Genomic DNA, 25915 nt, shown 5'->3' on the forward strand with positions numbered 1-25915 from the left:
CGCCATGGACATCGGCACGCTGGTCACCCGGGCCGGCCACCGCTTCGGCGACCGGGTCGCGATCGAGGGCACCGACGCCTCCCAGAGGCGGACGTTCGCCGAGCTCGCCGACCGCGTCAGCCGTGTCGCCGGCGGCCTTCTCGCGCTCGGGCTCGAGCCCGGCGACCGCGTCCTGGACCTGCAGAGCAACAGCACCACCTACGTCGAGACCGACCTGGCGATCCGCGCCGCCGGGCTGGTGCGGGTCGCCCTCAACTACCGGCTGCACCCGAGCGACTGGCAGCGGATCGCCGCCGACTCCGGCGCGCGGGGACTGGTGTACGCGGAGCGGTTCGCCGACGACATCGCGCCGGTGCGGGAGCAGGTGCCGCACGTGGTCGTGGTCGGCGACGGCCCCGAGACCTCCCTCGAAGCTCTGGCGAGCGACGCCACCGCCGGGACGCTGCCGGTCCGCGCACCCGACGACCTGTGCGGCCTGCACTACTCCTCGGGCACGACCGGTCACCCCAAGGGCGCGCAGCGCACGCACCGCAACTGGTTCGCCTCGATCGTGAACATGACCCAGGACGTCCTCGACGGCCCGCCCGGCCCCGACGACTGCTACGTCCACGCCGGCCCGGTCACGCACACCAGCGGCCTGTTCGTGCTGCCCTTCCTCGTCGCCGGCGCGCGGCAGATCGTGCTGCCGACGTGGGACCCGCAGACCTTCGTCGAGGCGGTCGTCGAGCGGGGCGCCACCCACTCCGCGCTCGTGCCGACGATGGTCGCGCGCCTGATGTCGCACGGCGCCACCCGGGAGGAGCTCGCCGGGCTGAAGATGCTGGGCTACGCGGGCGCCCCCATGCCGCCCGAGCAGATGCGCCGGGCGCACGACCAGCTCACGCCCCACCTGGTGCAGTACTACGGCCTGGTCGAGGCGATCCCGCCGGTCACCGTCCTGGACGCCGCGGACCACGCGCGCGGCCTGGGCGGGGAGCCGGAGCTGCTCACCAGCGCCGGCCGCCCGGCGCTCGGCGTCGAGCTCGCCGTCGTCGACGAGGACGGCCGTCGCCTCGCGCCCGGTGAGGTCGGTGAGGTCATCACCCGCGGCGACCACGTCATGGCCGGCTACTACAACGCCGCGCAGCGCAGCGACCTGTCCAAGGCCGTCGTCGACGGCTGGCTGCACACAGGCGACCTGGGTCGTCTCGACGAGGAGGGCCACCTCTGGCTGATCGACCGCAAGGGCGACATGATCATCAGCGGCGGCTACTAAACTCTACCCGCGCGAGGTCGAGGAGGTCGTCGCCGAGCTGCCGGACGTGGCCCAGGTCGCGGTGCTCGGGGTCACCGACCCCGACTGGGGACAGCGGGTCGTCGCCTTCGTGACCCCGCGCGCCGGGACCCGCGTGACCGAGGACCAGGTGCGCGAGCACTGCGCGAGCCGCCTGGCGTCGTACAAGAAGCCCAAGGAGGTCCGCGTCGTGGAGGAGTTCCCCCTCAACTCCACCGGCAAGATCGCCAAGAAGCAGCTGCGCGCGCAGCTGGAGGAGGGCTCGTGAGCCCAGGAGGTATGCCGTGAGCTGGGAGGATCCGCAGCTCCGGGTCGACTACGCGCCGGAGGGCGCGGAGCACCCGGGCGAGTACCCCTACACGCGGGGGGTCAGCGCCGAGCCCAAGGTCTGGATCATGGGCCAGTACGCCGGCTTCGGGACCGCCAAGGAGTCCAACGCCCGCTTCCGCGCGCTGCTGGACGCGGGCGTCACCGGCTTCTCCGTGGCGATGGACCTGCCGAGCCAGATGGGCATCGACTCCGACGACCCGCGCGCGGCCGGCGAGGTGGGTCGGGTCGGCGTGGCCATCGACAGCCTCGCCGACATCGAGGTGCTGATGGACCGCATACCGCTGGAGGAGCTGTCCCAGGTCCGCACCACCGCCAACTCCATCGGCTACCTGTGGGCCGCGCTGTTCGTCGCGCTCGCTGAGAAGCGCGGGGTGCACCCGGACCGGTTCGGCATGTTCATCCAGAACGACGTGCTCAAGGAGTTCATCGCCCGCGGCACCCAGATCTTCCCGCCGGAGGCCTCGCTGCGGCTGTCGGTCGACTGCATCGAGTACGTCGCGCGCGAGGCGCCGAGCTGGGTGCCGCTGGCGATGAGCGGCTACCACATCCGCGAGTCCGGGTCGTCGGCGACGCAGGAGATCGCGTTCACGTTCGCCAACGCCCGTGCCTACCTGGACGAGTGCGTGCGCCGAGGGATCGACGTGGACCAGGTGGCACCGACGCTGTTCACCTTCCTGGCGATCACGACCGACGTCCTGCCCGAGGTCGCGAAGTTCCGGGCGGCCCGACGGGTCTGGGCGCGCCTCATGCGCGAGCGCTACGGGACCACGGACCCGCGCTCGGAGCAGCTGCGCATCTTCGCGTTCACCGCCGGTTCGACGCTGACCGCCCAGCAGCCGATGAACAACGTGGTCCGGACCTCGGTGGAGGCGACGATCGCGGCGCTGGCCGGGGTGCAGACGCTGCACGTGTCCGCCTACGACGAGGCGCTGGGCGTCCCGACCGAGGCGGCCGCGACCCTCGCGCTGCGCACCCAGCAGGTGGTCGCCCACGAGACCGGCCTCACCACCACCCTCGACCCCTTCGCCGGCTCGTACGCCGTCGAGACGCTGACGGACGAGCTCGAGACCTCGATCTGGGCGCTGATGGAGGACGTCGAGGAGCGTGGCGGCGCGCTGGAGGCCATCGGGTCGGGCCGGTTCGCGCGGGACCTGTCGGAGGCGGCCTACCGGCTGGCCCGGTCGGTCGAGTCCGGGGAACGGACCGTGGTCGGGGTCAACACGTTCCCCGCCAGGACCGAGCCGCTCGAGGTGTTCACGATCGACCCCGGCACCGAGCAGGCGCAGGCGGAGTCGGTGCGCCGGCTGCGCCAGAGCCGCGACCAGGCCGCCGTCGACGCGGCCCTCACCCGCCTGGGGGAGGACGTGCGGGCCGGCCGGTCGGTGATGCCGGCCACGATCGAGGCGGTGAGGGCCTACGCGACGATCGGCGAGGTGGTCGCGGTCCTGAGGGAGGAGTTCGGCAGCTGGCGACCCAGCGCCGACTTCTGAGGCGAATCCGGCTCTTCGTCTTCGAGGGTGGGGTGAGCGCGGCGCGCCGACGGGCTGGGTGAGGCGGGGACGGGGTCGAGGTCCCCGATGATCAGAGGACTCTGACCTCTCCTGATCTCCAAGGACCTCGACGTGAATCACCCTACGTCGTGCTGCCGTGCCCTGGGCGCCGGCGGCGCGTACTGCCACAATTGCGACCTGCTCCTGGGGCTGGAGGGCCTGCATGTGCTGGCGGTCGACCGCGGCCCGGACCTGCTCACCGTCACGGTGGAGTCGACACCAGGGCCGGTCGGGTGCCCGGCCTGCGGAGTGGTGGCCGAGTCGCTGGGCCGGCGGACGGTTCGGTTGGTCGACGCGCCGTGCTTCACGTGGCGCTCGCCTACCGGTCGGGGCTCGTGCGGCCGTAGGCGGGCCGGTGGCTGGTGGGCCGCTCCGCAGGACGTGGGGCCCTTCGCCCCTAGTGTGCGTGCGCGTGGACCGCGACGCCGGCCGCATCCTCCTCGGGCTCGTCCTCCTGGTCGCCGGTGGTGAGCTGCTCGTCCGGGGCGCGTCGTCGCTCGCCGTGCGGGTGGGACTCAGCCCGCTGGTGGTGGGCCTCACGGTGGTGTCGGTCGCGACGTCCTCGCCGGAGCTGGCGGTGAGCGTCGGCGCCGAGCTCGACGGGCAGTCCGACCTCGCCGTCGGCAACGTCGTGGGCTCCAACGCCGCCAATGTGCTGCTGATCCTGGGCATCTCGGCGCTCGTGCTGCCGCTGAGTGTGCGCGAACAGCTGGTGCGCTTCGACGTGCCGTTCCTCGTGGGGCTGCCGGTGCTGCTGCTCGTCCTCGCCCTGGACGGCCGGCTCTCCACCGGGGAGGGCGTGCTGCTGCTCGTGGCGATGGTCGTGCACACGGTGCTGACCGTGGTGGTCCGCGGCGTCGGAAGGCCGCCGCGCAGGCCCCGGACGAGACCGAGGCCGGCAAGCCACCCGCCCGGCTCGTCGTCTCGCTGCTCCTCGTCGTCGCGGACGTCGCCCTGCTCGTCGTTGGGCAGCTGCATCGCCAACCTCGGGCTGGTGCTCGGCCTTCCGGCGGTGATCTCCTCCGGCGGCCTGCCCGTCGCCCCGGCCGCGGTCGCCCTCGACATCCCGCTCATGCTGGCGGCGAGCGTGGCCCTGTTGCCGGTGGTCCTGACCGGCTTCTGCGTCGCCCGGTGGGAGGGCGGGCTGTTCGTCCTGCTCTACGGCGCCTACGTCGGGTATGTCGTGCTCCAGGCGATCAACCACGACGCCCTCGAGGGGTTCACCCTGTTGATGGTGGTCTTCGTCCTGCCGCTCGTGCTCGTCACTCTCGTCAGCACGGTGGTCTTCGAGGCCGGGGTCCGGCGCGGCCGGCGGGAGGCGCTGCAGGACCATTGACCCGGGGGAAAGCGAGCGCTAGCGTCCTGCGGGTGCGCTCACGCAAGGCAGGGTGACGCCGATGTCGCCGGTGCCGCGCGCACGTCTCGGCTGCGACGGCGCTACCGGGGACAAGGAGAACGAGCATGGGGCACAGAGGGCGCAGGACCTGGGCAGTGGTCGGGGCGATGAGCATCGGGATGTCGATGGGGCTGGCCTCCATCGCCTCCGCCGCACCTGACGACGCGGAGCTCACCTTCGACGGCCGGGTCGTGGAGAAGAGCGAGACCGGCAGCTACGTGGTCCTGATGGAGGAGGATCCGTTGGTGGTCACCGTCGGCCGCGACCGGATCGACACGCCGTCCGGACGGGCGAAGGGCCGCGAGATGCGGGCAGAGCATGCGCGCGCGGCCGATGCGGCGGACGTGCGCATCCTCAACGACTACACCGTTGCCCTCAACGGGTTCTCGGCGCAGATGTCCCACAAGCAGGCGACGGCGCTGGCCGCGCGTGAGGACGTGAGGCTGGTCCTGCCAGACGTGTGGCGGGAGGCCACCACCGACTCCAGCCCCGAGTTTCTCGGTCTGACGGGCGCCGGTGGCGCGTGGGCCAACGGCCTGACCGGCGAGGGCGTCGTGGTCGGTGTGATCGACACCGGCATCTGGCCCGAGCACCTGAGCTTCGCCGACGACGGCAGCTACCCGGCCGCCCCGGAGGACGTGCCCGAGGACCTCCCGTGCGAGTTCGGCAACTCCGAGCACAACGCGGCCGACGCCCCCTTCGACTGCAACAACAAGCTGCTCGGCGCACGGCAGATGCTCGAGACCTACCGGTCCGTCGTCGGCGCCGAGCCCTTCGAGTTCGACTCGGCGCGCGACGACAACGGGCACGGCACCCACACCGCCTCCACGGCGGCGGGCAATGCCGGGGTGCCCGCCACCATCGAGGGCCAGGACCTCGGCGAGGTCTCCGGCATCGCGCCGGGCGCCCACGTCATTGCCTACAAGGGGCTCGGGACGCTCGGCGGGTTCTCCTCGGACCTGGCCGCCTCGATCGACCAGGCCGTGACCGACGGCGTCGACGTGATCAACTACTCGATCGGCGGCGGAGCCTCTCTCAACGGCGCGGACGACCTCGCGTTCCTCTTCGCGGCGGACGCGGGCGTCTTCGCCGCCACCTCAGGCGGCAACTCGGGTCCGGGGGCCGGGACCATCGGTGGGCCCGGGAGCGTGCCGTGGATCACGACGGTCGGCGCCAGCACCCAGTCGCGGTTCTGGCAGGGCACGATCGAGCTCGGCAACGGCGAGAGCTATGTCGGCGCATCGCTGACGGACGACGTGCCCGACCAGACCCCGCTCGTGGACGCCGCCTTCGCCTACAAGGGAAGGCCGACCGCGCCCGACGCCGACCTGTGCCTGCCGGGGACCCTCAAGCCCGGGGTCGTGCGGGACGCCATCGTGCTGTGCCGCCGGGGTGTGATCGCCCGGACCGACAAGAGCCTGGCGGTGCAGCAGGCCGGTGGCGCGGGGATGATCATGTACGAGAACGACGACGCCGGCGACCGCATGACGGACAACCACCACGTCCCCACGGTGCACGTGGACAACACCCCGGGTCTGGCGATCAAGGCCTACATCGCCGGCAAGCCGCTGCGCAAGGCCACGGCCGCCCTGGTCGACACCGCGACAGCCGGCGTCTTCGAGGGCGCCCCGTCCATGACGTCGTTCTCCTCACGCGGGCCGGACACGGTCGCCCTCGACCTGATCAAGCCGGACGTCACCGCACCGGGGCTGCAGATCCTCGCCGGTGCGAGCCCCTACGCGGACCCGGGCGGCAACGACTTCCAGTCGATCGCCGGCACCTCGATGTCGAGCCCGCACGTCGCGGGGCTGTTCGCGCTGCTCAAGCAGGAGCACCCGGACTGGTCGGCCGCCGCGGCCAAGTCGGCGCTGATGACCACGGCCAGCCAGGACGTGCGCAGCAACGACCGCCTGACCCCGGCCACACCCTTCGAGATGGGCGCCGGTCACGTCGCCCCGGGCTCGCCCACGGAGACCGGCTCGTCCTTCGACCCCGGCCTGGTCTACGACGCGGGGCTGTTCGAGTACGTCGGGTTCCTGTGCGACGCCGCCCCCGGGACCTTCACGGCGGGCAGCTGCGCGTTCGTCGAGGGCCGGGGTGTTCCGATGGAGTCGGAGGACCTCAACGTCCCCTCCATCGGCGTCTCGGACGTGCCCGGCACGAAGACGGTGACCCGCACGGTCACGAGCGTGTCCGACACGGCACAGACCTACACCGTGTCGGTGGACGCCCCGGAAGGGTTCGAGGCCGTCGTCTCGCCGACGACGCTGGAGCTCGGCCCGGGCGAGTCCGCCTCCTACACGGTCACGCTGAACACCCTGGACGCCGAGATCGGGGACTGGCGCTTCGGATCGCTGACCTGGAGCAGCGGCAGCTACGACGCGACCAGCCCCATCGCCGCACGCGCCTCGTTGCTGAGCGTCCCGGACGAGGTGACCGGTTCCGGTGAGGCCGGGTCCGTCAGCTTCGACGTCACGTTCGGCTATGACGGCGAGTACACCGCCGGCGACCACGGCCTGACTCCCGCCACCGTGTGGGTGGACGACGTCGCCCAGGACCCGGACCAGACGTTCGACCCGGGCGACGTGGGCAACGGCGCCGTGGCCCACGAGGTGACGACGACGGACGCCGCCCTGCTGCGGGTGGTGATCCCGCCGGACGGCGTCACGGACCCTGATGTCGACATCGACCTGTTCGTGCACGACTCGGCCGGCAACCTGGTCGCCTCCAGCACCAACGGTGGCACCGACGAGCAGATCGACCTGGTCCTGCCCGCCGACGACACCTACAGCGTCTACATCCACGGGTGGCAGACCGTGGACCCGACGACGTCGGTCACGAGCTACCTGTGGGTCCTGCAGGCCGACCCGTCGGCAGACGACGGCAGCCTCACCGTCGACGGGCCGGCGGCGGCCAGCGTCGGCGCCACGGAGACCGTCACCGCGTCGTGGACCGGGGCGACCGCGGATCAGTGGCACCTCGGCGCCGTCTCGCACAACGACGGCGACGGCGTCATGGAGCTGACGGTGGTCGACATCGACAACCGGTAGCCGGTCGTCACAGCAGCGGGAGGGGCTCCGGTCGAGCGACCGGGGCCCCTCCTCGTGCTCAGTCCCTGCTTACCGAGTTTCGGCGACTCGCCGGACGAACCCCCACCCCGGTCGTGCTGCTGTGGCACAAGCGCCGCTACCGGTGCCGCGAGGACGCCTGCGAGAAGGTCACGTTCACCGAACAGGAACTGGACCTGGCCCGCCCTCGTGGGCTGCTCACCACCCGTGCCGCGCGGTGGACGATCGCGCAGATCCGGCGCGAGCACGCCTCGGTGCAGGGCGTGGCCCGCCAGCTCGGGGTGCGGTGGCGCACGGTGTGGGCCGCGATCAAGCCGATCTTGACCGCAGCCGCCGCTGAGGAGTCCCGCTTCGCCGGCGTCACCGCCCCCGGGGTGGACGAGCACGTGTGGCACCACGTCTCCACCTGGGCGCCCGAGGACGGCGGCCGAGGACCCAAGGAGCTGACCGGCATGGTCGACCTGACCGTCGATGAGAACGGGGAGGTCAGTGCCCGTCTGCTGGACCGGTCCAGGGTCGTACCCGGGCCGCGTACGCCGACTGGCTGGAGGCACGCGGGGAGGAGTTCACCGCGGGTGTGGACGTGGCCACCCTCGACCCGTTCCAGGGGTACAAGAGCGCCATCGGCGATGAGCTGGCCGACGCCACGGCGGTCCTGGACGCCTTCCATGTCGTCGCGCTGGGCACCAAGTGTGTGGACGAGATGAGGCGGCGGGTGCAGCAGGACACCACCGGGCACCGTGGTCGCAAGGGCGACCCGCTGTACGGGATCCAGAACGTCCTGCGCGCCGGCTCCGAGAACCTCACCGACAAGCAGCGCGGGCGCATCGAACGGGCCTTCGCCGCGCACGCCGAACACGAGAAGGTCGACCTGACCTGGCAGTGCGCCCAGCAGCTGCGCGCCGCCTACAAGCATGGGACAAGGCCGAGGGTCGCAAGATCGCCGAGCGCATCGTCGCCTCGTTCCCCTCCTGCCCGATCCCCGAGGTAGCCCGCCTGGGCCGGACCCTGCGCAAGTGGAAAGAGGCGTTCCTGGCCTACTTCGACACCGGCGCCACCAACGGCGGCACCGAGGCCACCAACGGCCTCATCGAGCTCCACCGCCGCATCGCACGAGGCCTGACCAACTTCGAGAACTACCGCCTGCGCATGCTCCTCATCGGCGGAGGGCTGAACCTATGACCCCACCCTCAAAGACGAAGTGCCGCGAATCCCGAGCGACGGGGGGGGCGGCGTCCTTGGCTCGGGGGGGTGACCCGGGTCAGGTGCGTGGCACCTCGACCAGAACCGCGGTGCCCTGACCCACGCCGATGCAGGCCGCGGCCACGCCGAGCCCGCCGCCGCGGCGCCGCAGCTCGCGGGCCAGGTCCACCACCACGCGGGGGGCGCTCGCGCCGAGCGGGTGCCCGATGGCGATCGCACCTCCGTTGACGTTGACCCTGTCCGGGTCGATCTCCGGCAGCTCGTGCAGCACCGACAGCACCACGGCGGCGAACGCTTCGTTGATCTCCCACAGGTCGACGTCGTCCGCGCGGTGCCCGGTCCGCTCCAGCAGCTGCTGGATCGCCGGCACCGGAGCCACGGCGAAGAGCTCTGGTGACACACCGACCGTGCGCGAGCCCACGATCCGCGCCAGTGGGTGCACCCCCAGCTCGTCCGCCGCCCGCGCGGTGCCGACCAGCGCGGCCAGCGCTCCGTCGTTCACGGGTGAGGAGTTGCCGGCCGTGACGCTTCCGTTCTCGGTGAACGCCGGGCGCAGCGCCCCGAGGGACTCCATCGAGGCCTCAGGTCGGAGCGACTCGTCCCGCTCGACACCCTCGAACGGCACCACGAACCCCTCGTGCAGCCCGGCCTCGTAGGCGGCGTGCACGAGACGGTGCGAGCGCACCGCATAGTCGTCCATCTGTTCGCGCCCGATGTCGCGGTCCCCCGCCACCAGCTCGGCGGAAGCGCCCAAGGACGTCGTCCAGTCCGCAGGGAAGGCGGGGTTGACCATCCGCCACCCGACGGTCGTCTGGTGCAGCTCCATGCGTCGTGGCAGCGCCTCGTCGGGCTTGGGCAGCACGTAAGGCGCCCGGCTCATCCCCTCGACACCGCCGGCGACCACCAGGTCGGCGTCACCGACCGCGACGGCACGGCCGGCCTGGACCAGGGCCTCCGAGCCGGAACCGCAGAGCCGGTTGACGGTGACGCCCGGAACCGTGACGGGCAGCCCGGCGAGGAGCGCGGCCATGCGGGCGACGTTGCGGTTCTCCTCGCCCGCCCCGTTGGTGTTGCCGTAGTACACGTCCTCGACGCGGGCAGGGTCGAGGCCCGGGTGGCGGGCCATCAGGCTCCGCAGCGGTGCGGCCGCGAGGTCGTCGGTGCGCACGTGCGACAGCCCGCCCCGCAGCTTGCCGAACGGCGTGCGCACAGCGTCGAGCAGAAACACTTCGTGACCGGCCATGTGCCCATGATGCCCGGTGCAGGATGGGGGCATGACGACGACGCTCAGGTACGGCGGGTCACCGGACCAGGTGGTCGAGGTGCTGGAGCCGCTCGGGGTCCCTGCGGGTGCGGCGGTCCTGCTGCACGGCGGCTACTGGAGGGCGCGGTTCACCAAGGCGCTCATGGACCCGCTGGCGCAGGACCTCTCCTGGACCGCGGCTGGTGGGTCGCCAACGTCGAGTACCGCCGGCTCGGCGTGAAGGACCCTCAGCCGCCCGCCGGCGAGGAGAGGTCCGGCGCATGGCCGACGTCGCTCGTCGACGCCACGGCCGCGCTGGGGGCCGTGCGCGACCACCTCCGAGGGTCTCGGTTTCACCTGCCGGTCGTGAGCGTAGGGCACTCCGTCGGCGGCCAGCTGGCGCTCCTCACCGCAGGGCAGGTCGACGCGGTGGTGGCGCTCGCCCCGGTGACCGACCTTGCCCGCACCCGCGAGGAGAGGCTGGGGGAGGACGCGGTGCGCGGCGTCATACCGGAGCCTCCGCAGGAACGGCCCGAGGCGTATGCCGAGGGGTCGCCGCTGCACCAGCTGCCGGTGGGACGACCGACCCTCCTGGTGCACGGGGACGCGGACACCAGGGTGCCGCTCTCGCACAGCGAGGCCTACCTGCGTCGGGCCAGGGAGCTCGGTGACGATGTCGGGCTGACGGTGGTGCCGGGCCTGGACCACCTGGGTCTGATCCGCCCGGACGCGCCCCACTGGCCAGGGGTCGTCGACTGGGTGAGCCGGTGCTCAGGCGCTCCTGCCCCGGGCGACGACCTCGTCCGCCCCTGACCGCCGCTCACCCGCCGATCAGCACGGTCGGGCACCCCTGCACCAGGACCGCGCCGCAGCCGGTCCTGTCGCCCACGCGAGCAGCCGGTCGTCCGCCGACCAGCACCGTGCTGCTCGCGCTGGTGATGACCGACGAGCCGTGAAAGACCCCCGGGGACCACTGCATGGGGCAGGTCGTGAGGTCCCCCAGCACGGCGGCCGGCACTCCGCCGACCAGCACGGTCGGGACACCGGGCGGCGCGACCCCGCCACCGTGGGGGTGGTGGGGTCCGCGATGCGGGCGGCGGGCGGCATACCCGACCTCAGTTGATCCGGACGAGGGATCCGGTGACCTCGCACGTGCCGGACGAGCGCAGCGTCGTCGCGGCACCTCCCCCCCTCGAGCCTCAGGGTGGCACCGGCCCGGAGCGTCACCCCCGCGGTCGTGAGGACCAGCTCGGCCGAGCCGTCGGCGAGGCGGAGGGTGATGCCGTCCTCGTCGATGACGACGCTGTGCCCGGCGTGCGTCAGCCGCAGCTCGGTCGGCTGCTCGGCGCGCGGGGTCTCGACCGGGGGACCGAGACGCCCCAGGACGACCGGACTGCCTGTCCCACGGCCCTCGTGACCGACGAGCACGGTCTCGCCGACGGCCGGCGGCCGCCCGGCGTCCGCGCCGAGCGGCAGGCACACCTCCGCCCAGGCCTGACGACGGGACCGGGCCCGCCCCGCGAAGGAGACCTGGAGACGCCCACGACCCTCCGGGTCCTCGACGTCGACGACCTCGGCACGTTCGAGCTGTGTCATGGGGACATCCTGCCGTCCCCGGCGGCTCAGCGGGTGACGCCGATCCCGGCCAGCGCTGCTTCGATCGCCCCGACGACCTGCGGGTCGGTCGGCTCGGTGCGGGAGCGGAACCGGGCGACCGGCGCACCGTCGCCGTCCACGACCCACTTCTCGAAGTTCCACCCGACGTCGCCGGCCTTACCGTCGCCGTCGCGCACCTGCGTCAGTTCGTCGAAGAGCGGGTGCCGGTCCTCCCCGTTGACGTCCACCTTGTCCATCATCGGGAAGCTCACGCCGTAGGTCGCCGAGCAGAACTGGGCGATCTCCTCGTTGGTGCCCGGCTCCTGACCGCCGAACTGGTTGCAGGGGACGCCGACCACGGTCAGGCCGCGCTCGCCGTACTCCTCCTGCAGCCGCTCGAGGCCGGCGTACTGCGGGGTCAGCCCGCAGCGGGAGGCCACGTTGACGACGAGCAGGACGCGACCGGCGTGCTCGCCGAGGGTTGTCGGCCGGCCGTCCATGGTGGTCAGGGGGATGTCGTGGAGAGTCACCCGGCCACTCTAGGCACATGCCGGCGGCGTGCCGGTCGCCGGAGCTGTCGGTCGGGGCCTCGCCGTCAGAGGTCACCCGTGCGCAGCTGGTCCATGATGTGCTCGGCCTGCCTCATGGCCAGGGCCACGATGGTCAGGGTGGGGTTGGCCGAGGCCCCGGTGGTCATGACGGAGCCGTCGCTGACGAAGAGTCCCGGGACGTCGTGCGCCGCGCCCCAGGCGTCCAGCGGCCCGTCCTCGGCGCGTCCGGCCATGCGGCAGGTCCCCAGGTTGTGGGTCGAGGGGTAGGGGGGCGTGTGGTGGACGCCCTGGGCTCCGACGGCGCGGTAGAGCTCGTCGGCCGCGCGGTAGGCGTAGCGGCGCATGGCCGCGTCGTTGGGGTGGTCGTCGAAGTGGACGTTGGGCGCGGGCAGCCCGTGCTGGTCCTTGACGTCGGCGTTGAGGGTGACCCGGTTGGAGGCCTGCGGCATGTCCTCGCCGACGATCCACATCCCGGCGGTGTTCTCGTAGGCGTCGAGCAGGTGGGTGAACTCCCGCCCCCACGAGCCGGGCTCGACGAAGCTGGCCAGGAAGGCCGGGCCCAGGGAGAGGGTCTCCATGTAGAACCCGCCGACGAACCCCCGGGAGGGGTTGTAGGAGGCCTCGTCGGCGATGATCCCGGCCATGGTCTCGCCGCGGTACATGCGCACCGGCTGGTCGAAGCGTGCGTATGCCGAGCCCGTCAGGTGCCGCATGTAGTTGCGGCCGACCTGGCCGGAGGAGGAGTTGGCCAGCCCGTCGGGGTGCATCGAGGAGGCGCTCATGAGCAGCAGCCGCGGGGTCTCGATCGAGTTGCCGGCGACGCACACGGCCCGGGCTGCCTGCCGGTGCAGGGCACCGTCGGCGTCGAGGTACTCCACCGCGTCGACCCTGCCGGTGTCGTCGTGGGTGATGCGCACGGCCTGGCACTGGGTGCGCAGGTCGACGTTGCCGGTCTCCAGGGCCCGGGGGACCTCCCGGGCGGCGGTGGACCACTTCGCCCCTGACTTGTCCCCCTGGAAGTTGAAACCGTCCTGGATGGAGGCCGGTCGTCCGTCGTAGGGCTCGGCGTTGGTCCCGTAGGGGCCGGTGGCGTAGTACTTGTAGCCCACGCGTTCGGCACCGTTGGCGAAGACCTTGTAGTTGTTGTTCGCCGGCAGCGGTGGGCGGCCGTGCCGGTGGGTGGACCCGATCGCCTTCTCGGCCCGGTCGTAGTACGGCTCGAGGTCCTGCAGGGTGATGGGCCAGTCCAGCAGGTTGGCCCCCTCGACGGGACCGTAGGTGGACAGGGCCTTGAACTCGTGGGCCATGAACCGGGGCGTTGCCCCGGACCAGTGCGTGGTGCTGCCGCCGACGGCCTTGACGATCCAGGCCGGGAGGTTGGGGAAGTCGCGCACGATGCGCCAGGACCCGGACGTCGTGCGCATGTCGAGCCAGGCCATCTGGGTGAAGGCCTCCCACTCGTCGTTGACGTAGTCCTCGCGCTGCAGGTAGGGCCCGGCCTCCAGGACCACGCACCGGACCCCGTTGGTGGCCAGCTCGTGGGCCATGGTCCCGCCGCCGGCCCCGGAGCCGATGATGACGACCACCGGGTCGTCGTGCTCGATCTGCTTCCCGTGCTGGGTGGGACGTGGCTCGGTGGTCTGGCTCATGCGTCCGCTCCCTGGGTGTCGGAGGTGATGATCTCGGGTCGGGGCTCGCCGTCGTACTCCTCGATCCTGGGGTCCGGCAGCCAGTCCAGGTCGTCGAAACCGCGGTCGACGTACCCACCCTGGTCCACGCTGGGACCTTCGTAGCCGAGCAGCTGCCAGACCTCTGAGTCGTCGTAGAGGGCGACCACGGCGACCCCACGGACGGCGCGGAAGTAAGGCTCGTCGGAGTACTCGCGCAGCCACCGGGTCGCTGTCTGCTCGTCGACGGAGAGGAAGTCACCGCCGGCGATGACGTCCAGCTGGTCCAGGTCCTGTCCCAGGGTCCGTGCCAGGCGCTGGTCGTCGGCCGTCGCCGCGACCACCGCGTCGGCGGTGCGCTCGTAGGGCCCGTCCGGAAGGAGTCGTGGGGATAGGCCACCCGCAGCAGCCGGACGAGGATGGCACGCTGCCGTTCGCTCAGCTGTGCGGGTGAGCCGGCCACGGTCGCGCTGGTGTCGCGCTTGATGTCCTCGGGGTCCTTGGCACTTCGTCGGTCTGCGTCGTGGGTCTGGCTCACGGACTGCCTCCTTGCAGGTCAGCGAACGCTGTGTGATCTGCGCCACGCTAGCGACTCCGGCCCTGCCCGCCAACCCCTCCGGCGCACGTGTGTGGTCTTGACGGCGAGGGCGAGCCTGGGGAGCATGCCTGGCATGTACCTCATCGTCGTCAAGTTCCCCGTCAAGCCCGAGTCGGCCGACCGATGGATGGACATCGTGGCCGACTACACCTCCGCCTGCCGTTCCGAGGAGGGCAACCTCTTCTTCGAGTGGTCCCGCAGCGTGGAGGACCCCCACGAGTACGTCCTCGTGGAGGCGTTCACGGACGAGGGCGCTGCCGCCCACGTCCAGAGCCCCCACTTCCAGCAGGGCATCGACGCCATGCGTCCCCACATCACCGGGACCCCCAAGATCGTCTCCCGCCAGGTGGAGGGTGACGGCTGGGACGAGATGGGCGAGCTGAAGATCGACTGACGGTCCGGCGGTGTTTCCGTCGCCGTGTGCGTCTTGCTCAGGTTGTCGGCGCTCATGGCTGGGTCGCGGGTCATCTGGGCGGTAGGTGTGGTTCATGAGTCAGGGTCGTGCCAAGGGTCCAGGGTGCGCCCCTGCACGAGGATCGTGCGGCTGGTAGGGGCTCGTCGGTAGTCCGGGGTAGATTCCATCCCATCGATCGACGGTGGGAGGGGCCCACCGGCAGGAGGGACCGAGGGTGACGAAGCGAGCACGTGCGTGGACGGCAGGTGCCGCGGTTCTCGTGCTGGTCGCGTGTTCGCCGGGGACGGACGAAGACACGGCGCCTCAGCCGCCCGCGCCCTCTCCTGCTGCCACCGAGACCGCGTCCGCGGCCGCGACCGCGGAGACCACGGTCGAACCCACGTCGGAGACCACGGAGGCGGACCTCCGCGAGATGGTGGACGACGCGGTGACCTCCGCCATCAGCGATGTCACCCCCGCGATGTGCGAGGACTGGCAGGACCGCCGCGAATCGATCCTGGATCTCATGACCGAGACGATCGTCGAGAACCTCGAACCACTCCAGCCCGGGGATCCGGACCAGATCGTCGAAGTGTCTGAAGCGGCGATCAGCGAACAGCTGGACAAGCAGTGCCAGGACATTCTTGCCGAGGGCGAAGCCACCGTCTCCAGCGGCATGGCCGCTGCGGCGGGTCTGGAGACCTGCAACGAACCGTGGACGACGACCGACCACGTGGGCAACGACTTCACCGTCACGGTGTGCACCACCTCTGACGGCCAGTCGGTCAGCCTGTACGAGTACGAACGGTCGCAGTATGCCGGCATGGTGCGCGAGTACACCGAGACCGCGCACGTGGCACCCACGTGGGCGGTGGCCGCGTCCAGCCAGCGACAGCTCGAGAGGGTGCTCGTCCGGCTCGGTGCGGCCGGGTGGGCAGGGGCTTCCGGTCAGCGCCCCGCTCAGGTGGAGGAGCCGCCGGCACCTCAGTCCGAGACGGATGGCTGGGACGTCGTCAACGGGGACTACTACGCCACCGTGACCGCTTGTCCGATCAAGGACGGTTTTCCCACGGCGGTGGTGAAGGTCTTGAACGACGGCTCCGACGACGCGGACGTCATCGGGACCGTCGAGGTGATCGACCTGGACACCGACGAGCGGGTCAGCGAGCTGTACTACTACGCCGAGCGGGTCAAGCCGGGACAGACTGTCAGCGTCGAGGCGATGGGCTTCGAGGACGTCCCGGACAACCGGTTCTGTGTGGCGCTCACCGTGGAGCCGATCGACTGACCGCCCACGTGTTTGGCAGCCGCCGGTCTCAGTGGCATGGGGGTGGATACAGTCGCAGCATGAGCGACCTCCAGTGCGCGGCGCGCATCATCCTGCTCACCCCGCCCGGGCTGAACGACGTCACGTGGCTGGCCTCCGAGCTCTACCGGGAGCGCGTGCAGGCGGTGTACGCCGCCGACGACGTGCCCGACACCGGCCCGGTCGAGACGCTGGCGGAGGACCTCGGCGTGCCCTGCCACAGCGGTCACGGAGACCTCGGGGACGGCTCGGCGGGGCTGGAGGAGATCGTCGACCGTCACCGGGGCGAGACCGTGGTCGTCGTGCGCGGCGGCTCCTCGACCAGGCCCATGCTCATGCGCGTGGACGCGGACGGCACGAGCGTCCACAACCTGGACGAGAGCGTCTGACGCAGGTAGCCGTGGACGACTCTGTCCCCTGGCGCGGGGGTGCCTGGGACACCTAGACGGCGAGGGCGACCAGCGCGGCTGCCGGGAGGATCGACGAGCCGATCGTGCCCTTGATGCTGCCGCCCCTGGGGAGCCAGTAGCCGAGTCCGTCGGCGGCGGCCATGAACAGCGACGCGACGAGCATGTAGATGCAGCCCACCACGACGACGACCGTCCCTGTCCGTGCATCACCGACGTTGACCATCAACAGGCCGATCAGCGTGCCGACCCCGGCGAGGGCGTTGCGCGCGCCCAGGCAGAACGACCACAGGTGCACGTTGCGGATGCCCTCGGGCTCGATCTGGAGGAAGCGCTGCACCCAGGGCCGGTCGATGAGGAAGGCCTCGAGGGGGAAGACCACGATGAGCGTGAGTGCGGCCAGACCGGCGCACAGCTGGGCGACGATGTTCATGACGACCTCCTGGGGGAGGACTCGAGGAGCGAGACGGAGGAGAGGGTGGGCACGATGCGCGGCGGCTCGAACCCGGTGGACGTCAGCAGCGTGCGCCACTCGGCGTCGGTGCGCTCCCGGCCCCCGACGAAGACCATCATGTCCAGGTCGAGGGCCTTGGCGAGGTGTCGTGCGTTGCCGGCCGGGACGACGCTCTCCACGACCAGCAGAGTCGCGTCGTCGGGCATCTGGCTGCGTAGGGTGGGTGAGGACCGCGGCGGCCTGCTCGTCGTCGAAGTCGTGCAGCACCCGCCGCAGGACGTAGAGGTCGGCGTCGTCGGGGGCTGCGTCGAAGAACGACCCCGGCTGGATCCGCACGCGGTCGAGGACACCGGCCGTGCGCAGGAGCTCCTCGGCGCGGCGGGCCACCGCCTCCCGCTCGAGGAGTATGCCGCGCGCCGTCGGCGCCGCGGACAACATCAGGGCGAGCAGCTGACCGTGCCCGCCGCCGACGTCGGCGATCGTGGAGAACCGCGAGAAGTCGTAGACGGCGGCCACGGTCGGCCAGTCGAGGGCCGTGAGCCGGCTCATCGCGTCGTCGAAGGTCGCGCCGAACGCCGGGTCGTGGTCCAGGTGCTCCCACAGCGACCGTCCCAGCGTGTGCTCGGCCACCGGGGTGCCGGTGCGCACGCTCCCGGCCAGCCCACCCCATACCTGCTGGTAGTCGGGGTGGCCCAGCATGAGGACCACGTCGCGCATGGAGTCCGCCGTCCCCGACCGGAGCCGGTCGGCGGTCGGGGTCAGGGCGAACCGCCCGTCAGGACCCTCGCGGAAGACACCCCACGCCGCACAGGCCCGGAGCAGCCGGTACGTCGCGTCCGGGTCCGTGCCGAGCACGGCGGCCACCTCGGCCGGCGACCGTGGACCGTCGGCCAGCACGCCGGCGACCCCGAGCTCGGCCACGGCGAAGAGCGTGCGCGACGCCATGAAACCCGACGCGAGCTCCAGGAGGGCGACCTCGGGCGGCACCATCCGGCCGGTGACCCGCTGCAGCGCTGCGCGCACGGAGGCGGCAGCCCTCAGGAGGGTGGTGGGTGGGAGCCTGGTCATGGCGACTCCTCTATGATGGTCAGCGTCACTGACCATTATCGTCAGCACTGCTGACCACTGTCAAGGGGCACCCGATGGACCTCGCCACGCTCATGTTCATCTCCTACCGCGCCATGGACGAGCGCGTCGTCACGACGATGCAGGACGCCGGCTACCACGTCACGGTGGCGCAGGCCCGCCTCGCGCAGCGCATCGCCGACGACGGCTCCCGGCTCACCGACCTGGCGCGGCAGGCGCAGGTGACGAAGCAGACGGCGAGCATGCTGGTCGCCGCGCTGGAGCGGGAGGGGCTCGTGGAGCGGGTGCCCGACCCCACCGACGGTCGCTCGCGGCTCATCCGGTTCACGCGCAGGGGGAGTGCGGCCACCCGCCGCGCGCAGGAGGTGGTGGCGGGCGTCGAGCGCGAGTGGGAGGAGCACCTGGGGGCCGAGCTGACGGCGCACCTGCGCACCGCCCTGACCAGGCTGCGGGAGATCACCGACATGGAGCGCTGACCCCTGGCAGCACCCGGCAGCTCGGCGCCGGCCGACCGGCGAGCGGGGCCGGCCGACCGGCGAGAGGCGCCGGCCGACCGGCGAGCGGGTCCTAGGATGTTGGTCTCGACCCGACCCGAGGAGCGCTGCGTGGACGACATCTGGAGGATCGTGCTGATCGTCGCCGTGGCCGTCGGGGTGTTCCTCCTCGTGCGTTGGCTGGCGACGAGGCAGGCCGCGGCCGCGGTGCGTCGACGGCGGGCGGGGCGGGACTCCCCGCGGACCTGAGACGGGTGACGGACGTGCCGTCTAGTCTCTGACGTGGGTGGTCGTCGGGGGCGCCGACGGGCACCCGGACGACGTCCCCACCCAGGAGGAACCAGATGCCGAGCACCACACCTGACCAGCCCGTCCTGGGCACCCGGTCGCGCTCGCCGATCGAGGTCGACGGCATGTCCTTCCGGGACCTGGACGGCGACGGGCAGCTGTCGCCCTACGAGGACTGGCGGCTGCCCCCGCCGGAGCGGGCGGCGGACCTCGTGGGCCGGATGACGCTGGAGGAGAAGGCCGGGCTCATGCTCATCGACACGGTCAACGCGGGGTGGGGCGGCACCGTCACCGACATCGGGCGCGACCACGTCGGCGAGCAGCACCTGCGCAGGGTCATCTTCCGCAACGTGGTCGCGCCACCGGGGGAGGAGACGCAGGGGGACGACAGCCACCCGTTCATCGCCGGCTCCTCGGTCACGCCCCGGCAGGCCGCCGTCTACCTCAACGCCCTGCAGGAGCTGGCCGAGGACAGCCGCCTGGGCATCCCCGTCCTGGCGAAGTCCAACGCGCGCAACCACATCGACCCCGACGCCCGGGCCGGGATCAACGAGAGCCACGGGGCCTTCACCGGATTCCCCAAGGAGGCGGGCCTGGCGGCGGCAGCGCTCGGCGCGGGGAGCATGGAGCCGGTCGTCGCCTTCGCGGAGGTCATGGGTGCGGAGTGGCACGCCATCGGTCTGCGGGGCATGTACGGCTACATGGTCGACCTCATCACCGAGCCGCGGTGGTACCGCACCCACGAGTGCTTCAGCGAGGACGCGACCCTCACGAGCGAGATCGTGACGGCGCTGCTGCAGACCCTGCAGGGCCCGGAGGTGGTGGACGGGTCCTCGCTCGGCCCGGGCAGCGACGTCGCCCTGACGGTCAAGCACTTCCCCGGGGGCGGGCCGCAGGAGCGCGGGCTCGACCCGCACTACTCCTTCGGCAAGACCCAGGTCTACCCGGGTGGGCGGTTCGGGGACCACCTGGAGCCGTTCCGGGCCGCGATCGCGGCGGGGGCGGCGGCGATCATGCCCTACTACGGCGTGCCGATGGACGTCACCCACGAGGGGGTCGAGCTCGACCAGATCGGTATGGCGTTCAGCGGGCAGCTGGTCACGGGGCTGCTCCGCGGGGACCTCGGTTTCACCGGTTACGTCAACTCGGACACCGGCATCGTCACCGAGCGTGCCTGGGGCCTGGAGGAGAAGAGCGTGCCGGAGCGCCTGGCGGCGGCGATCAACTCCGGGTCCGACGTGCTGTCCGGGTTCCACGACCCGCGGACCGTGACGTCGCTCGTGGGGTCCGGCCTGGTGACGCAGGAGCGCATCGACGAGGCCTGCCGGCGGCTGCTCGAGCCGCTGTTCCGGCTCGGGCTGTTCGAGAACCCGTACGTCGACGAGGACGCGGCCGACGCGGTGCTCTCCGACGCCGAGCACGAGGCGGTGGCCCAGGACGTGCAGCGGCGGTCCGTGGTGCTGCTGCAGAACCGGGACCGGGCGGACGGCAGCGGTGCCGCGCTGCCCCTGCGCGAGGGCTCGACGGTGTACGTCCTCGGGGCCGTCGACACCGAGGTGCTCGCGTCCTACGGCTACCGGGTCGTCGACGGCAACGCGCAGGAGCGTCCGAGCGCCGCGGGCGTCGACCACGTGCTCATCACGCTGAGCGCGCTGACCCAGGGCACCGCGGACTACCGGAGCGCGGACCCGGACTCCGGGATGCACCCGGGGCGGATCAACCCCGTCGTCCTCCCGGGCGTGCGCGGGCTCGACGGGCGCAGCCCCTACGGTGCCGCCGACGCAGGGGTGGCCTACGGCGCGGAGAAGGCGACCGACGACGGCCTGCCGTTCGGCGGACCGCTGCCGTGGGAGAGCGGAGTGCTCGACTTCACCGGGATGGAGGAGGCGGAGTCGTGGACGGTCCGTCCCTCCCTGCGGACGGTGCAGGAGGTGTTGGCCGAGGTCGGCGACCCGACCAGGGTCGTCCTCGACGTCTACTTCCGCCAGCCGTTCGTGCTCGACGAGGAGAGCGGGCTGCGCGACGCCGGCGCGATCGTCGCCACCTTCGGCATCAGCGACACCGCGAGGCTGGACGTCCTGTCGGGACGTGTCCCACCCCGGGGGCGTCTGCCCTTCGCCCTGCCGGCCACCGCGGCGGCCGTGGCGGAACAGCTGAGCGACGTGCCCGGCTACGCCGGGACGGCGGACGGTGCGCTCTACGAGTACGGCCACGGCCTGACGTACGCGCAGCGCTGACGCGCGGCATACCTGCGACGCGTCTGCGGGAACGACGGCTAGGCTTCTGAGCAGCGAGACCGTCCAGGTCTCCCTCTCAGAGGCCGCGCCATGTCAGACACGTCTCCGCGCACCGCGACAGTGGAACCCCTGCTCACGGTGGGAGTGATGGCCCGCTCCCGCAAGGAGAACGAGCACCGGCTGGCGATCCACCCCGAGCACCTGCACTCGGTCGAGGAGGACCTGCGGTCCCGGATCTTCCTCGAGGAGGGCTACGGCGCCCGTTTCGGGGTGAGCGACGAGACGCTCACCGGCCTCGTCGGGGGCGTCCGGACCCGCGCCGAGCTGATCGCGGAGTGCGACGTCATCCTGCTGCCCAAGGTGCAGGCCGAGGACCTCGCGGAGATGCGGGACGGGCAGGTCGTGTGGGGGTGGCCGCACTGCGTCCAGGACGCCGGGCTCACCCAGCAGGCGGTCGACCGGCGCCAGACCCTGGTCGCGTTCGAGGCGATGAACCACTGGTCGCGCAGCGGCAGCTTCCTGCTGCACGTCTTCCACCTCAACAACGAGCTGGCCGGTTACTGCTCGGTGCTGCACTCGCTGGAGCTCATCGGCTCGACCGGCAGCTACGGCCCGAAGCGGCGGGCCGTCGTCATCGGCTTCGGCGCCACGGCCCGCGGTGCGGTGACGGCGTTGACCGCCCTCGGCATCACCGACGTCCGGGTCCTCACCCAGCGCAAGGTGGCCGCCGTCGCCTCGCCCATCCACTCCGTGGAGATCGTCCACCTCGACCAGGACGAGGACCCGGCCCTGACGACCGTCGTCACCAGGGAGGGCCCCGTCCCGCTGGCGCCCTACCTCGCCGAGAACGACATCGTCGTCAACTGCGTCCTGCAGGACACCGCGGCCCCGTGGACCTTCCTCACCGAGGAGGACCTGGCGCTGTTCCGGCCGGGGAGCCTGGTCGTCGACGTCTCCTGCGACGAGGGCATGGGGTTCAGCTGGGCCCGGCCGACGACCTTCGACGAGCCCACCTTCGTCGTGGGCGACAACATCACCTACTACGCCGTCGACCACACCCCGTCCTACCTGTGGAACTCGGCGACCTGGGAGATCAGCGCCGCGCTGCTCCCGCACCTGCGCACGGTCCTGTCGGGTCCGGAGGCGTGGGCGGCGGAGCCGACGGTCGACCGGGCGGTCGAGATCCAGGACGGCGTGATCCGCAACCCGGCGATCCTGGCGTTCCAGGGCCGTGAGGCGACCTATCCGCACCAGCGCGCTGCCGAGGCCGTCACCCGCTAGACCCCGTCGTCTACCGATCTTCCATGAACCCGGGTAGAATGGTCGACATGGGACTGAACATCAAGAACGAACGCACCCATGCCCTCGTGAAGGAGCTGGCCCGACGCACCGGACGGTCCCAGACCAGCGCCGTCGAGGAGGCCGTCGCCGCCCGGCTCGCCACGCTGGGCGAGGACGTGGCCGACCCGGCTCGTGAGCAGCGTCTGGACGCGGCACGGGCCGTGGTCGCCGCCTTTCGTGCTGACCTCACCGACGAGGACGTGTCCCTCATCACGAGCGCTGACCACGACCTGTACGACGAGAAGGGCCTGCCGCGGTGATCCTCGACACCTCGGCCCTGGTCGCCATCCTCGTGGGCGAGGAGGACGGCGACGAGCTTCTCGAGGCACTGGTGTCGGCGACGGCCCCCAAGATCTCGGCCGCCACGCTCGTCGAGGCCGGGATCGTGCTCGACATCCGCACGAGTCCGCAGCAGCGACGACGCCTCGACGACCTGCTGGGTGCAGCAGGCGTGGAGGTGGTTCCCTTCGACGCTCGGCAGGCGGAGGTTGCGCGTCAGGCCTACGCGGACTTCGGGCGGGGGAGCGGGCACCCTGCACGGCTGAACCTCGGTGACACGTTCGCCTATGCCCTGCACCGGGTCACGGGCGAGCCGATGCTCTTCAAGGGGCAGGACTTCGCCGCCGCGGGGGTCGAGCGGGCGGGATAGCGAGCACCGTCACGGTCCGCGCAGGTGTTCAATGGGTCATGAGCACCGTGACGGCGAGCTGAGCGGCCGGCCATGTCATCGCCCCGCCCGCCGACGTGGCGTGCTGCCGGGGCGCACCGACCGCGGCGCCGGAGGTTGGTGCGGTGGTCGGTCGTCGTCCTCGCCCTCCTCGTGGTCCTCGTCGTGGGCGGACCGCAGTACGCGGTGTGGTCGGGGGAGCCCGTGGCGGCCAAGGACTGCGTGGTCAGCCCGGTCGACCCCCTGCCGGCCGAGGGGCTGAGCCGCACGTCCGCGCGGGCGGGCGCGGCCGCATACGCGGGGGGTCTGGCCCAGCAGGGTGGGACGGTGACGGACGCGAGCTGTCTCACCCGCACCCCTGTGTATGGCGTCGCTCGCCCCCGCGACGAGGGGGAGGTCCGGACCGCGCTCGCCTTCGCGCAGGAGCACGACCTGGTGGTCTCCGTCGGGGGCACGCAGCACGCCCTCGGCGGGCAGGCGTCCTACCCCGGCGGGCTGGTGGTGGACATGCGCGGCCTGGACGCGGTCACCGTCGACGAGGGGGAGCGGACGGCGGTCGTGCAGGCCGGTGCGACCTGGCACCAGGTGCTGGAGGCGGTGCACACCCGCTCGGCCTGTCGGTGGCCACCATGCCGAGCGTGGACGTGCTCAGCGTCGGGGGCACGGTCTCGGTCAACGCGCACGGGCTGGACTTCCGCGCGGGGAGCCTGTCGTCGACGATCCGCTCGCTGCGGGTGATGACCGCCGACGGCGTGGTGCACCGGGTGAGTCCGGACGTGGAGCCGGAGCTGTTCGAGGCGGTCGTGGGCGGGTACGGGCTGTTCGGCGTCGTGCTGGACGTGGAGCTGGAGCTGGTGGACAGCGAGATGTACCGCCTGCGCAGCAGGACGATCGAGCACCGCGACCTCCCGGAGGTCTTCGCCGCGCAGGTGGCCGGCGACGACGCGGTGCGGCTGACCTACACGCACCTGTCGACGGCGCCGGGCAGCCTGCTGCAGGAGGCGATCGTCTACACCTACGAGAGGACCGGCACCGACGAGGAGGTCCCGCCGCTGAGGGAGCGGGCGTCGGACCGCACGAGCCGGCTGGTGTTCAACCTGGCCCGGACCGGCGACCTGGGGCAGCGGGTCAAGTGGGGCGCCCAGAAGCACGTGCTGCCGCGGGTGCGCGGGTGCCTGGAGTCGCGCAACGAGGCGCTGCGCGAGATGGAGGCGTGCATGGTGGCGCGCAACCAGGCGATGTACGAGAGCCTGGGGTTCCTGCGCAACCGGCTGCCGCAGTACACCGACGTGCTGCACGAGTACTTCCTGCCGCACGAGCAGATCGTGCCGTTCCTGGACGAGCTGCGCGCGCAGCTGGGGGAGCACGACGCGCAGCTGCTGAGCGCCTCGATCCGGTCGGTGCACCGGGAGGACGTCGTGCTGGACTACGCGCAGGGGGAGCGGTTCTCCGTGGTGCTGTACCTGAGCCAGGAGGTCAGCGAGGCGGGCAACGAGGACATGGCGTCGCTGACGCGGGCGCTGGTGGCGTCGTCGCTGGAGCTGGGCGGGACGTTCTACCTGCCGTACCAGCAGCACTACACGCGGGAGCAGGTGGCGCAGGCGTATCCGCGGCTGGAGGAGTTCGTCGCGACGAAGCGGAGGTACGACCCGGGGCTGCGGTTCCAGAACAGCTTCTGGGTGCGGTACGGGCCCCAGCCCGAGGAGCGCCCATGAGCAGCAGGCCGATGGTCACGGTCGACGGCGTCGCGCCCGCCCTCCTCGCACGCGAGCTGGTAGGGCTCGTCCTCCATGAGCGGCGGCGGCATCCTGGGCGTCTGAGGCTCCGCGTCGCCCTCTCGTCCGACCTGCTGCGCGACCCCCGGCAGGGCCCGGGGCTGCGGTTGGGGGCCCTCGTCGGTGCCACCTTCGAGCCCGACGACGCCGCGTGGGGGTTCGAGGGCACCGTGCGCGCGATCAACGTGCGCCGGCCGCAGGACGGTGGACCGGTGGTGCTCGTGGACGTCGAGGACGGCCTGGGCCGGCTGCGCACCGGCCCCCGCACCCGGACCTGGCACGACGTCGGTGAGACCGACCTGGTCAGCCGGATCGCGGCCGAGCACGGCCTGGGCGCCCAGGTGGACGACCTCCCCGGGGTGCACCGGTTCGTGCGCCAGGAGGCCGTCAGCGACCTCGCCTTCCTGCAGACCCGGGCCGAGGCCGTCGGTCACGACCTGTGGGTGCACGGCCAGACCCTGCACCAGGGCCCTCCGGGTCGACGGTCGTCCGCCCACCTGGGCCTCCGGTTCGGGCAGGAGCTGGTCACGGCCAGCGTCCGCACCAGCCACGCCGACGGGGACGACGACGCACCCCGGACGCACGTCACGGGTGAGACCGTGGCCACCCCTGCTCCCGTCGTGGGGTGCACGGTCTCCGTGACGGGGGTCGCCCCGTGGGTCGACGAGCGGGTCCACCGGGTCACTGCGGCGCGGCACACCTACGACTCCCAGGGTCTGCGCACCCGCTTCCGCGCGAGCGCTGACTGAGTTGTCCGGCCCCGAGCGGCGACCGGGATTTCCGCGCGAGCACCGATCCTCCGCCCCAGCGCCGACCGGGTGGCGCCTCCGGCCGTGCGGCGGCAACGCCCTGTCTCCGTGGCCAGATGCCTCTTGCGCGTGCTCCGGACGTGCTCGCATACTGAGGAGTGCACTGAGTCGCGCCGAGTCCGCCTGGATCACGCCGGGGCGGACGGGGCCATCCTGAAGTGTCATCTCGCAGTCGTCTGCGA

General features: G+C 71.9%; 27 protein-coding genes and 3 pseudogenes. 20 read left to right on the forward strand and 10 right to left on the reverse strand.

From position 1 onward, the window contains the following. Positions 1–4 precede the first annotated feature (4 nt). The 6 genes and pseudogenes from ACQ95T_RS08225 to ACQ95T_RS08250 all read left to right on the forward strand — a co-directional run. Positions 5–1255, forward strand: a complete 1251-nt coding sequence (locus ACQ95T_RS08225) for an AMP-binding protein (protein WP_431473741.1) — start codon at positions 5–7, stop codon at positions 1253–1255. A gap of 46 nt (positions 1256–1301) precedes the next feature. After that, positions 1302–1541, forward strand: a complete 240-nt coding sequence (locus ACQ95T_RS08230; RefSeq protein WP_431473742.1) for an AMP-binding enzyme — start codon at positions 1302–1304, stop codon at positions 1539–1541. Between the two features lie 16 nt (positions 1542–1557). After that, on the forward strand, positions 1558–3093 hold the full coding sequence (locus ACQ95T_RS08235) for an acyl-CoA mutase large subunit family protein (protein ID WP_425940946.1): 1536 nt from the start codon (positions 1558–1560) through the stop codon (positions 3091–3093). Positions 3094–3565: 472 nt separating this feature from the next. Beyond that, complete coding sequence (locus ACQ95T_RS08240; protein WP_425940948.1) at positions 3566–4489, forward strand: sodium:calcium antiporter; 924 nt, start codon at positions 3566–3568, stop codon at positions 4487–4489. Positions 4490–4656: 167 nt separating this feature from the next. Further along, a complete protein-coding gene (locus ACQ95T_RS08245; protein ID WP_431473743.1) occupies positions 4657–7599 on the forward strand; it encodes a S8 family peptidase in 2943 nt (980 codons plus the stop codon). Between the two features lie 110 nt (positions 7600–7709). After that, positions 7710–8799: pseudogene (locus ACQ95T_RS08250) on the forward strand (ISL3 family transposase); the annotation flags it as partial. A gap of 79 nt (positions 8800–8878) precedes the next feature. Here ACQ95T_RS08250 and ACQ95T_RS08255 read toward each other — a convergent pair. Then, positions 8879–10063 (reverse strand): thiolase family protein, encoded by a 1185-nt coding sequence (locus tag ACQ95T_RS08255; RefSeq protein WP_425940952.1) that lies wholly within the window; start codon positions 10061–10063, stop codon positions 8879–8881. Positions 10064–10094: 31 nt separating this feature from the next. Here ACQ95T_RS08255 and ACQ95T_RS08260 point away from each other — a divergent pair, with 31 nt between their 5' ends. Both ACQ95T_RS08260 and ACQ95T_RS08265 read left to right on the forward strand, forming a co-directional pair. Then, positions 10095–10304, forward strand: coding sequence for a hypothetical protein (locus ACQ95T_RS08260; protein WP_431473744.1), 210 nt, complete (start codon positions 10095–10097; stop codon positions 10302–10304). A gap of 83 nt (positions 10305–10387) precedes the next feature. Next, positions 10388–10876: an alpha/beta hydrolase family protein gene (locus ACQ95T_RS08265; protein ID WP_431473806.1), complete on the forward strand. Its 489-nt coding sequence runs from the start codon at positions 10388–10390 to the stop codon at positions 10874–10876. A 7-nt stretch (positions 10877–10883) separates the two neighbouring features. Here ACQ95T_RS08265 and ACQ95T_RS08270 read toward each other — a convergent pair whose 3' ends face one another. From ACQ95T_RS08270 to ACQ95T_RS08290, 5 genes and pseudogenes are all read right to left on the reverse strand, one after another. Next, positions 10884–11543: a PAAR domain-containing protein gene (locus ACQ95T_RS08270; protein ID WP_431473807.1), complete on the reverse strand. Its 660-nt coding sequence runs from the start codon at positions 11541–11543 to the stop codon at positions 10884–10886. After that, positions 11498–11659: pseudogene (locus ACQ95T_RS08275) on the reverse strand (phage baseplate assembly protein V); the annotation flags it as partial. The gene ACQ95T_RS08270 and the pseudogene ACQ95T_RS08275, both read right to left, overlap by 46 nt. Before the next feature lie 26 nt (positions 11660–11685). Beyond that, positions 11686–12189, reverse strand: a complete 504-nt coding sequence (locus tag ACQ95T_RS08280; protein ID WP_425940958.1) for a glutathione peroxidase — start codon at positions 12187–12189, stop codon at positions 11686–11688. 65 nt (positions 12190–12254) lie between these two features. After that, the gene (locus tag ACQ95T_RS08285) at positions 12255–13859 is read right to left on the reverse strand and encodes a GMC family oxidoreductase (RefSeq protein ID WP_425940960.1); all 1605 of its coding nucleotides are present in this window, start codon (positions 13857–13859) and stop codon (positions 12255–12257) included. After that, entirely contained in the window at positions 13856–14221 is a 366-nt protein-coding gene (locus ACQ95T_RS08290; RefSeq protein WP_431473745.1) for a hypothetical protein, read from the reverse strand. Before ACQ95T_RS08290 ends, ACQ95T_RS08285 begins: the two co-directional genes overlap by 4 nt. 327 nt (positions 14222–14548) lie before the next feature. On the opposite strand from ACQ95T_RS08290, the gene ACQ95T_RS08295 reads away from it, so the two are divergent. After that, the gene (locus tag ACQ95T_RS08295; protein WP_425941030.1) at positions 14549–14869 is read left to right on the forward strand and encodes a putative quinol monooxygenase; all 321 of its coding nucleotides are present in this window, start codon (positions 14549–14551) and stop codon (positions 14867–14869) included. A 324-nt stretch (positions 14870–15193) separates the two neighbouring features. Here the strand turns inward: ACQ95T_RS08295 and ACQ95T_RS08300 are convergent, their stop codons facing one another. Further along, positions 15194–15397: a hypothetical protein gene (locus ACQ95T_RS08300; protein ID WP_425940963.1), complete on the reverse strand. Its 204-nt coding sequence runs from the start codon at positions 15395–15397 to the stop codon at positions 15194–15196. Here ACQ95T_RS08300 and ACQ95T_RS08305 point away from each other — a divergent pair. Beyond that, the gene (locus tag ACQ95T_RS08305; RefSeq protein ID WP_425940964.1) at positions 15396–16157 is read left to right on the forward strand and encodes a hypothetical protein; all 762 of its coding nucleotides are present in this window, start codon (positions 15396–15398) and stop codon (positions 16155–16157) included. The two genes, ACQ95T_RS08300 and ACQ95T_RS08305, sit on opposite strands and share 2 nt — an antisense overlap. A gap of 59 nt (positions 16158–16216) precedes the next feature. Continuing rightward, complete coding sequence (locus ACQ95T_RS08310) at positions 16217–16564, forward strand: hypothetical protein (protein ID WP_425940966.1); 348 nt, start codon at positions 16217–16219, stop codon at positions 16562–16564. Between the two features lie 52 nt (positions 16565–16616). On the opposite strand, the gene ACQ95T_RS08315 is transcribed toward ACQ95T_RS08310, so the two are convergent. The 3 genes and pseudogenes from ACQ95T_RS08315 to ACQ95T_RS08325 form a co-directional block, all read right to left on the reverse strand. Continuing rightward, positions 16617–17015 carry a DUF1304 family protein gene (locus ACQ95T_RS08315; RefSeq protein WP_425940968.1) on the reverse strand — a complete coding sequence of 133 codons (399 nt, stop codon included), beginning with the start codon at positions 17013–17015 and terminating at the stop codon, positions 16617–16619. Continuing rightward, entirely contained in the window at positions 17012–17242 is a 231-nt protein-coding gene (locus ACQ95T_RS08320) for a methyltransferase (protein ID WP_431473808.1), read from the reverse strand. The genes ACQ95T_RS08315 and ACQ95T_RS08320 overlap by 4 nt, the downstream gene beginning before the upstream one ends. Before the next feature lie 76 nt (positions 17243–17318). Next, positions 17319–18140, reverse strand: a pseudogene (locus ACQ95T_RS08325) (methyltransferase family protein); the annotation flags it as partial. Between the two features lie 38 nt (positions 18141–18178). Here ACQ95T_RS08325 and ACQ95T_RS08330 point away from each other — a divergent pair. From ACQ95T_RS08330 to ACQ95T_RS08370, 9 genes are all read left to right on the forward strand, one after another. Next, a complete protein-coding gene (locus ACQ95T_RS08330; protein WP_425940972.1) occupies positions 18179–18598 on the forward strand; it encodes a MarR family winged helix-turn-helix transcriptional regulator in 420 nt (139 codons plus the stop codon). 129 nt (positions 18599–18727) lie between these two features. Continuing rightward, positions 18728–18865: a hypothetical protein gene (locus ACQ95T_RS08335; RefSeq protein ID WP_425940974.1), complete on the forward strand. Its 138-nt coding sequence runs from the start codon at positions 18728–18730 to the stop codon at positions 18863–18865. A 95-nt stretch (positions 18866–18960) separates the two neighbouring features. Next, entirely contained in the window at positions 18961–21141 is a 2181-nt protein-coding gene (locus ACQ95T_RS08340) for a glycoside hydrolase family 3 N-terminal domain-containing protein (protein ID WP_425940976.1), read from the forward strand. A 147-nt stretch (positions 21142–21288) separates the two neighbouring features. Next, entirely contained in the window at positions 21289–22422 is a 1134-nt protein-coding gene (locus tag ACQ95T_RS08345) for a N(5)-(carboxyethyl)ornithine synthase (protein ID WP_431473746.1), read from the forward strand. Positions 22423–22469: 47 nt separating this feature from the next. Further along, positions 22470–22742, forward strand: coding sequence for a type II toxin-antitoxin system VapB family antitoxin (locus ACQ95T_RS08350; protein WP_425940979.1), 273 nt, complete (start codon positions 22470–22472; stop codon positions 22740–22742). Beyond that, complete coding sequence (locus tag ACQ95T_RS08355; protein ID WP_425940981.1) at positions 22739–23131, forward strand: type II toxin-antitoxin system VapC family toxin; 393 nt, start codon at positions 22739–22741, stop codon at positions 23129–23131. The genes ACQ95T_RS08350 and ACQ95T_RS08355 overlap by 4 nt, the downstream gene beginning before the upstream one ends. A gap of 138 nt (positions 23132–23269) precedes the next feature. Continuing rightward, a complete protein-coding gene (locus tag ACQ95T_RS08360) occupies positions 23270–23887 on the forward strand; it encodes an FAD-binding oxidoreductase (protein ID WP_431473747.1) in 618 nt (205 codons plus the stop codon). Continuing rightward, on the forward strand, positions 23788–24864 hold the full coding sequence (locus ACQ95T_RS08365; protein WP_431473748.1) for a hypothetical protein: 1077 nt from the start codon (positions 23788–23790) through the stop codon (positions 24862–24864). Before ACQ95T_RS08360 ends, ACQ95T_RS08365 begins: the two co-directional genes overlap by 100 nt. Beyond that, positions 24861–25673 (forward strand): hypothetical protein, encoded by an 813-nt coding sequence (locus ACQ95T_RS08370; RefSeq protein WP_425940983.1) that lies wholly within the window; start codon positions 24861–24863, stop codon positions 25671–25673. Before ACQ95T_RS08365 ends, ACQ95T_RS08370 begins: the two co-directional genes overlap by 4 nt. The last annotated feature ends 242 nt before the right edge of the window (positions 25674–25915 follow it).

The sequence above is a fragment of the Ornithinimicrobium carbonis genome (assembly GCF_050703245.1).
GTDB lineage: Bacteria > Actinomycetota > Actinomycetes > Actinomycetales > Dermatophilaceae > Ornithinicoccus.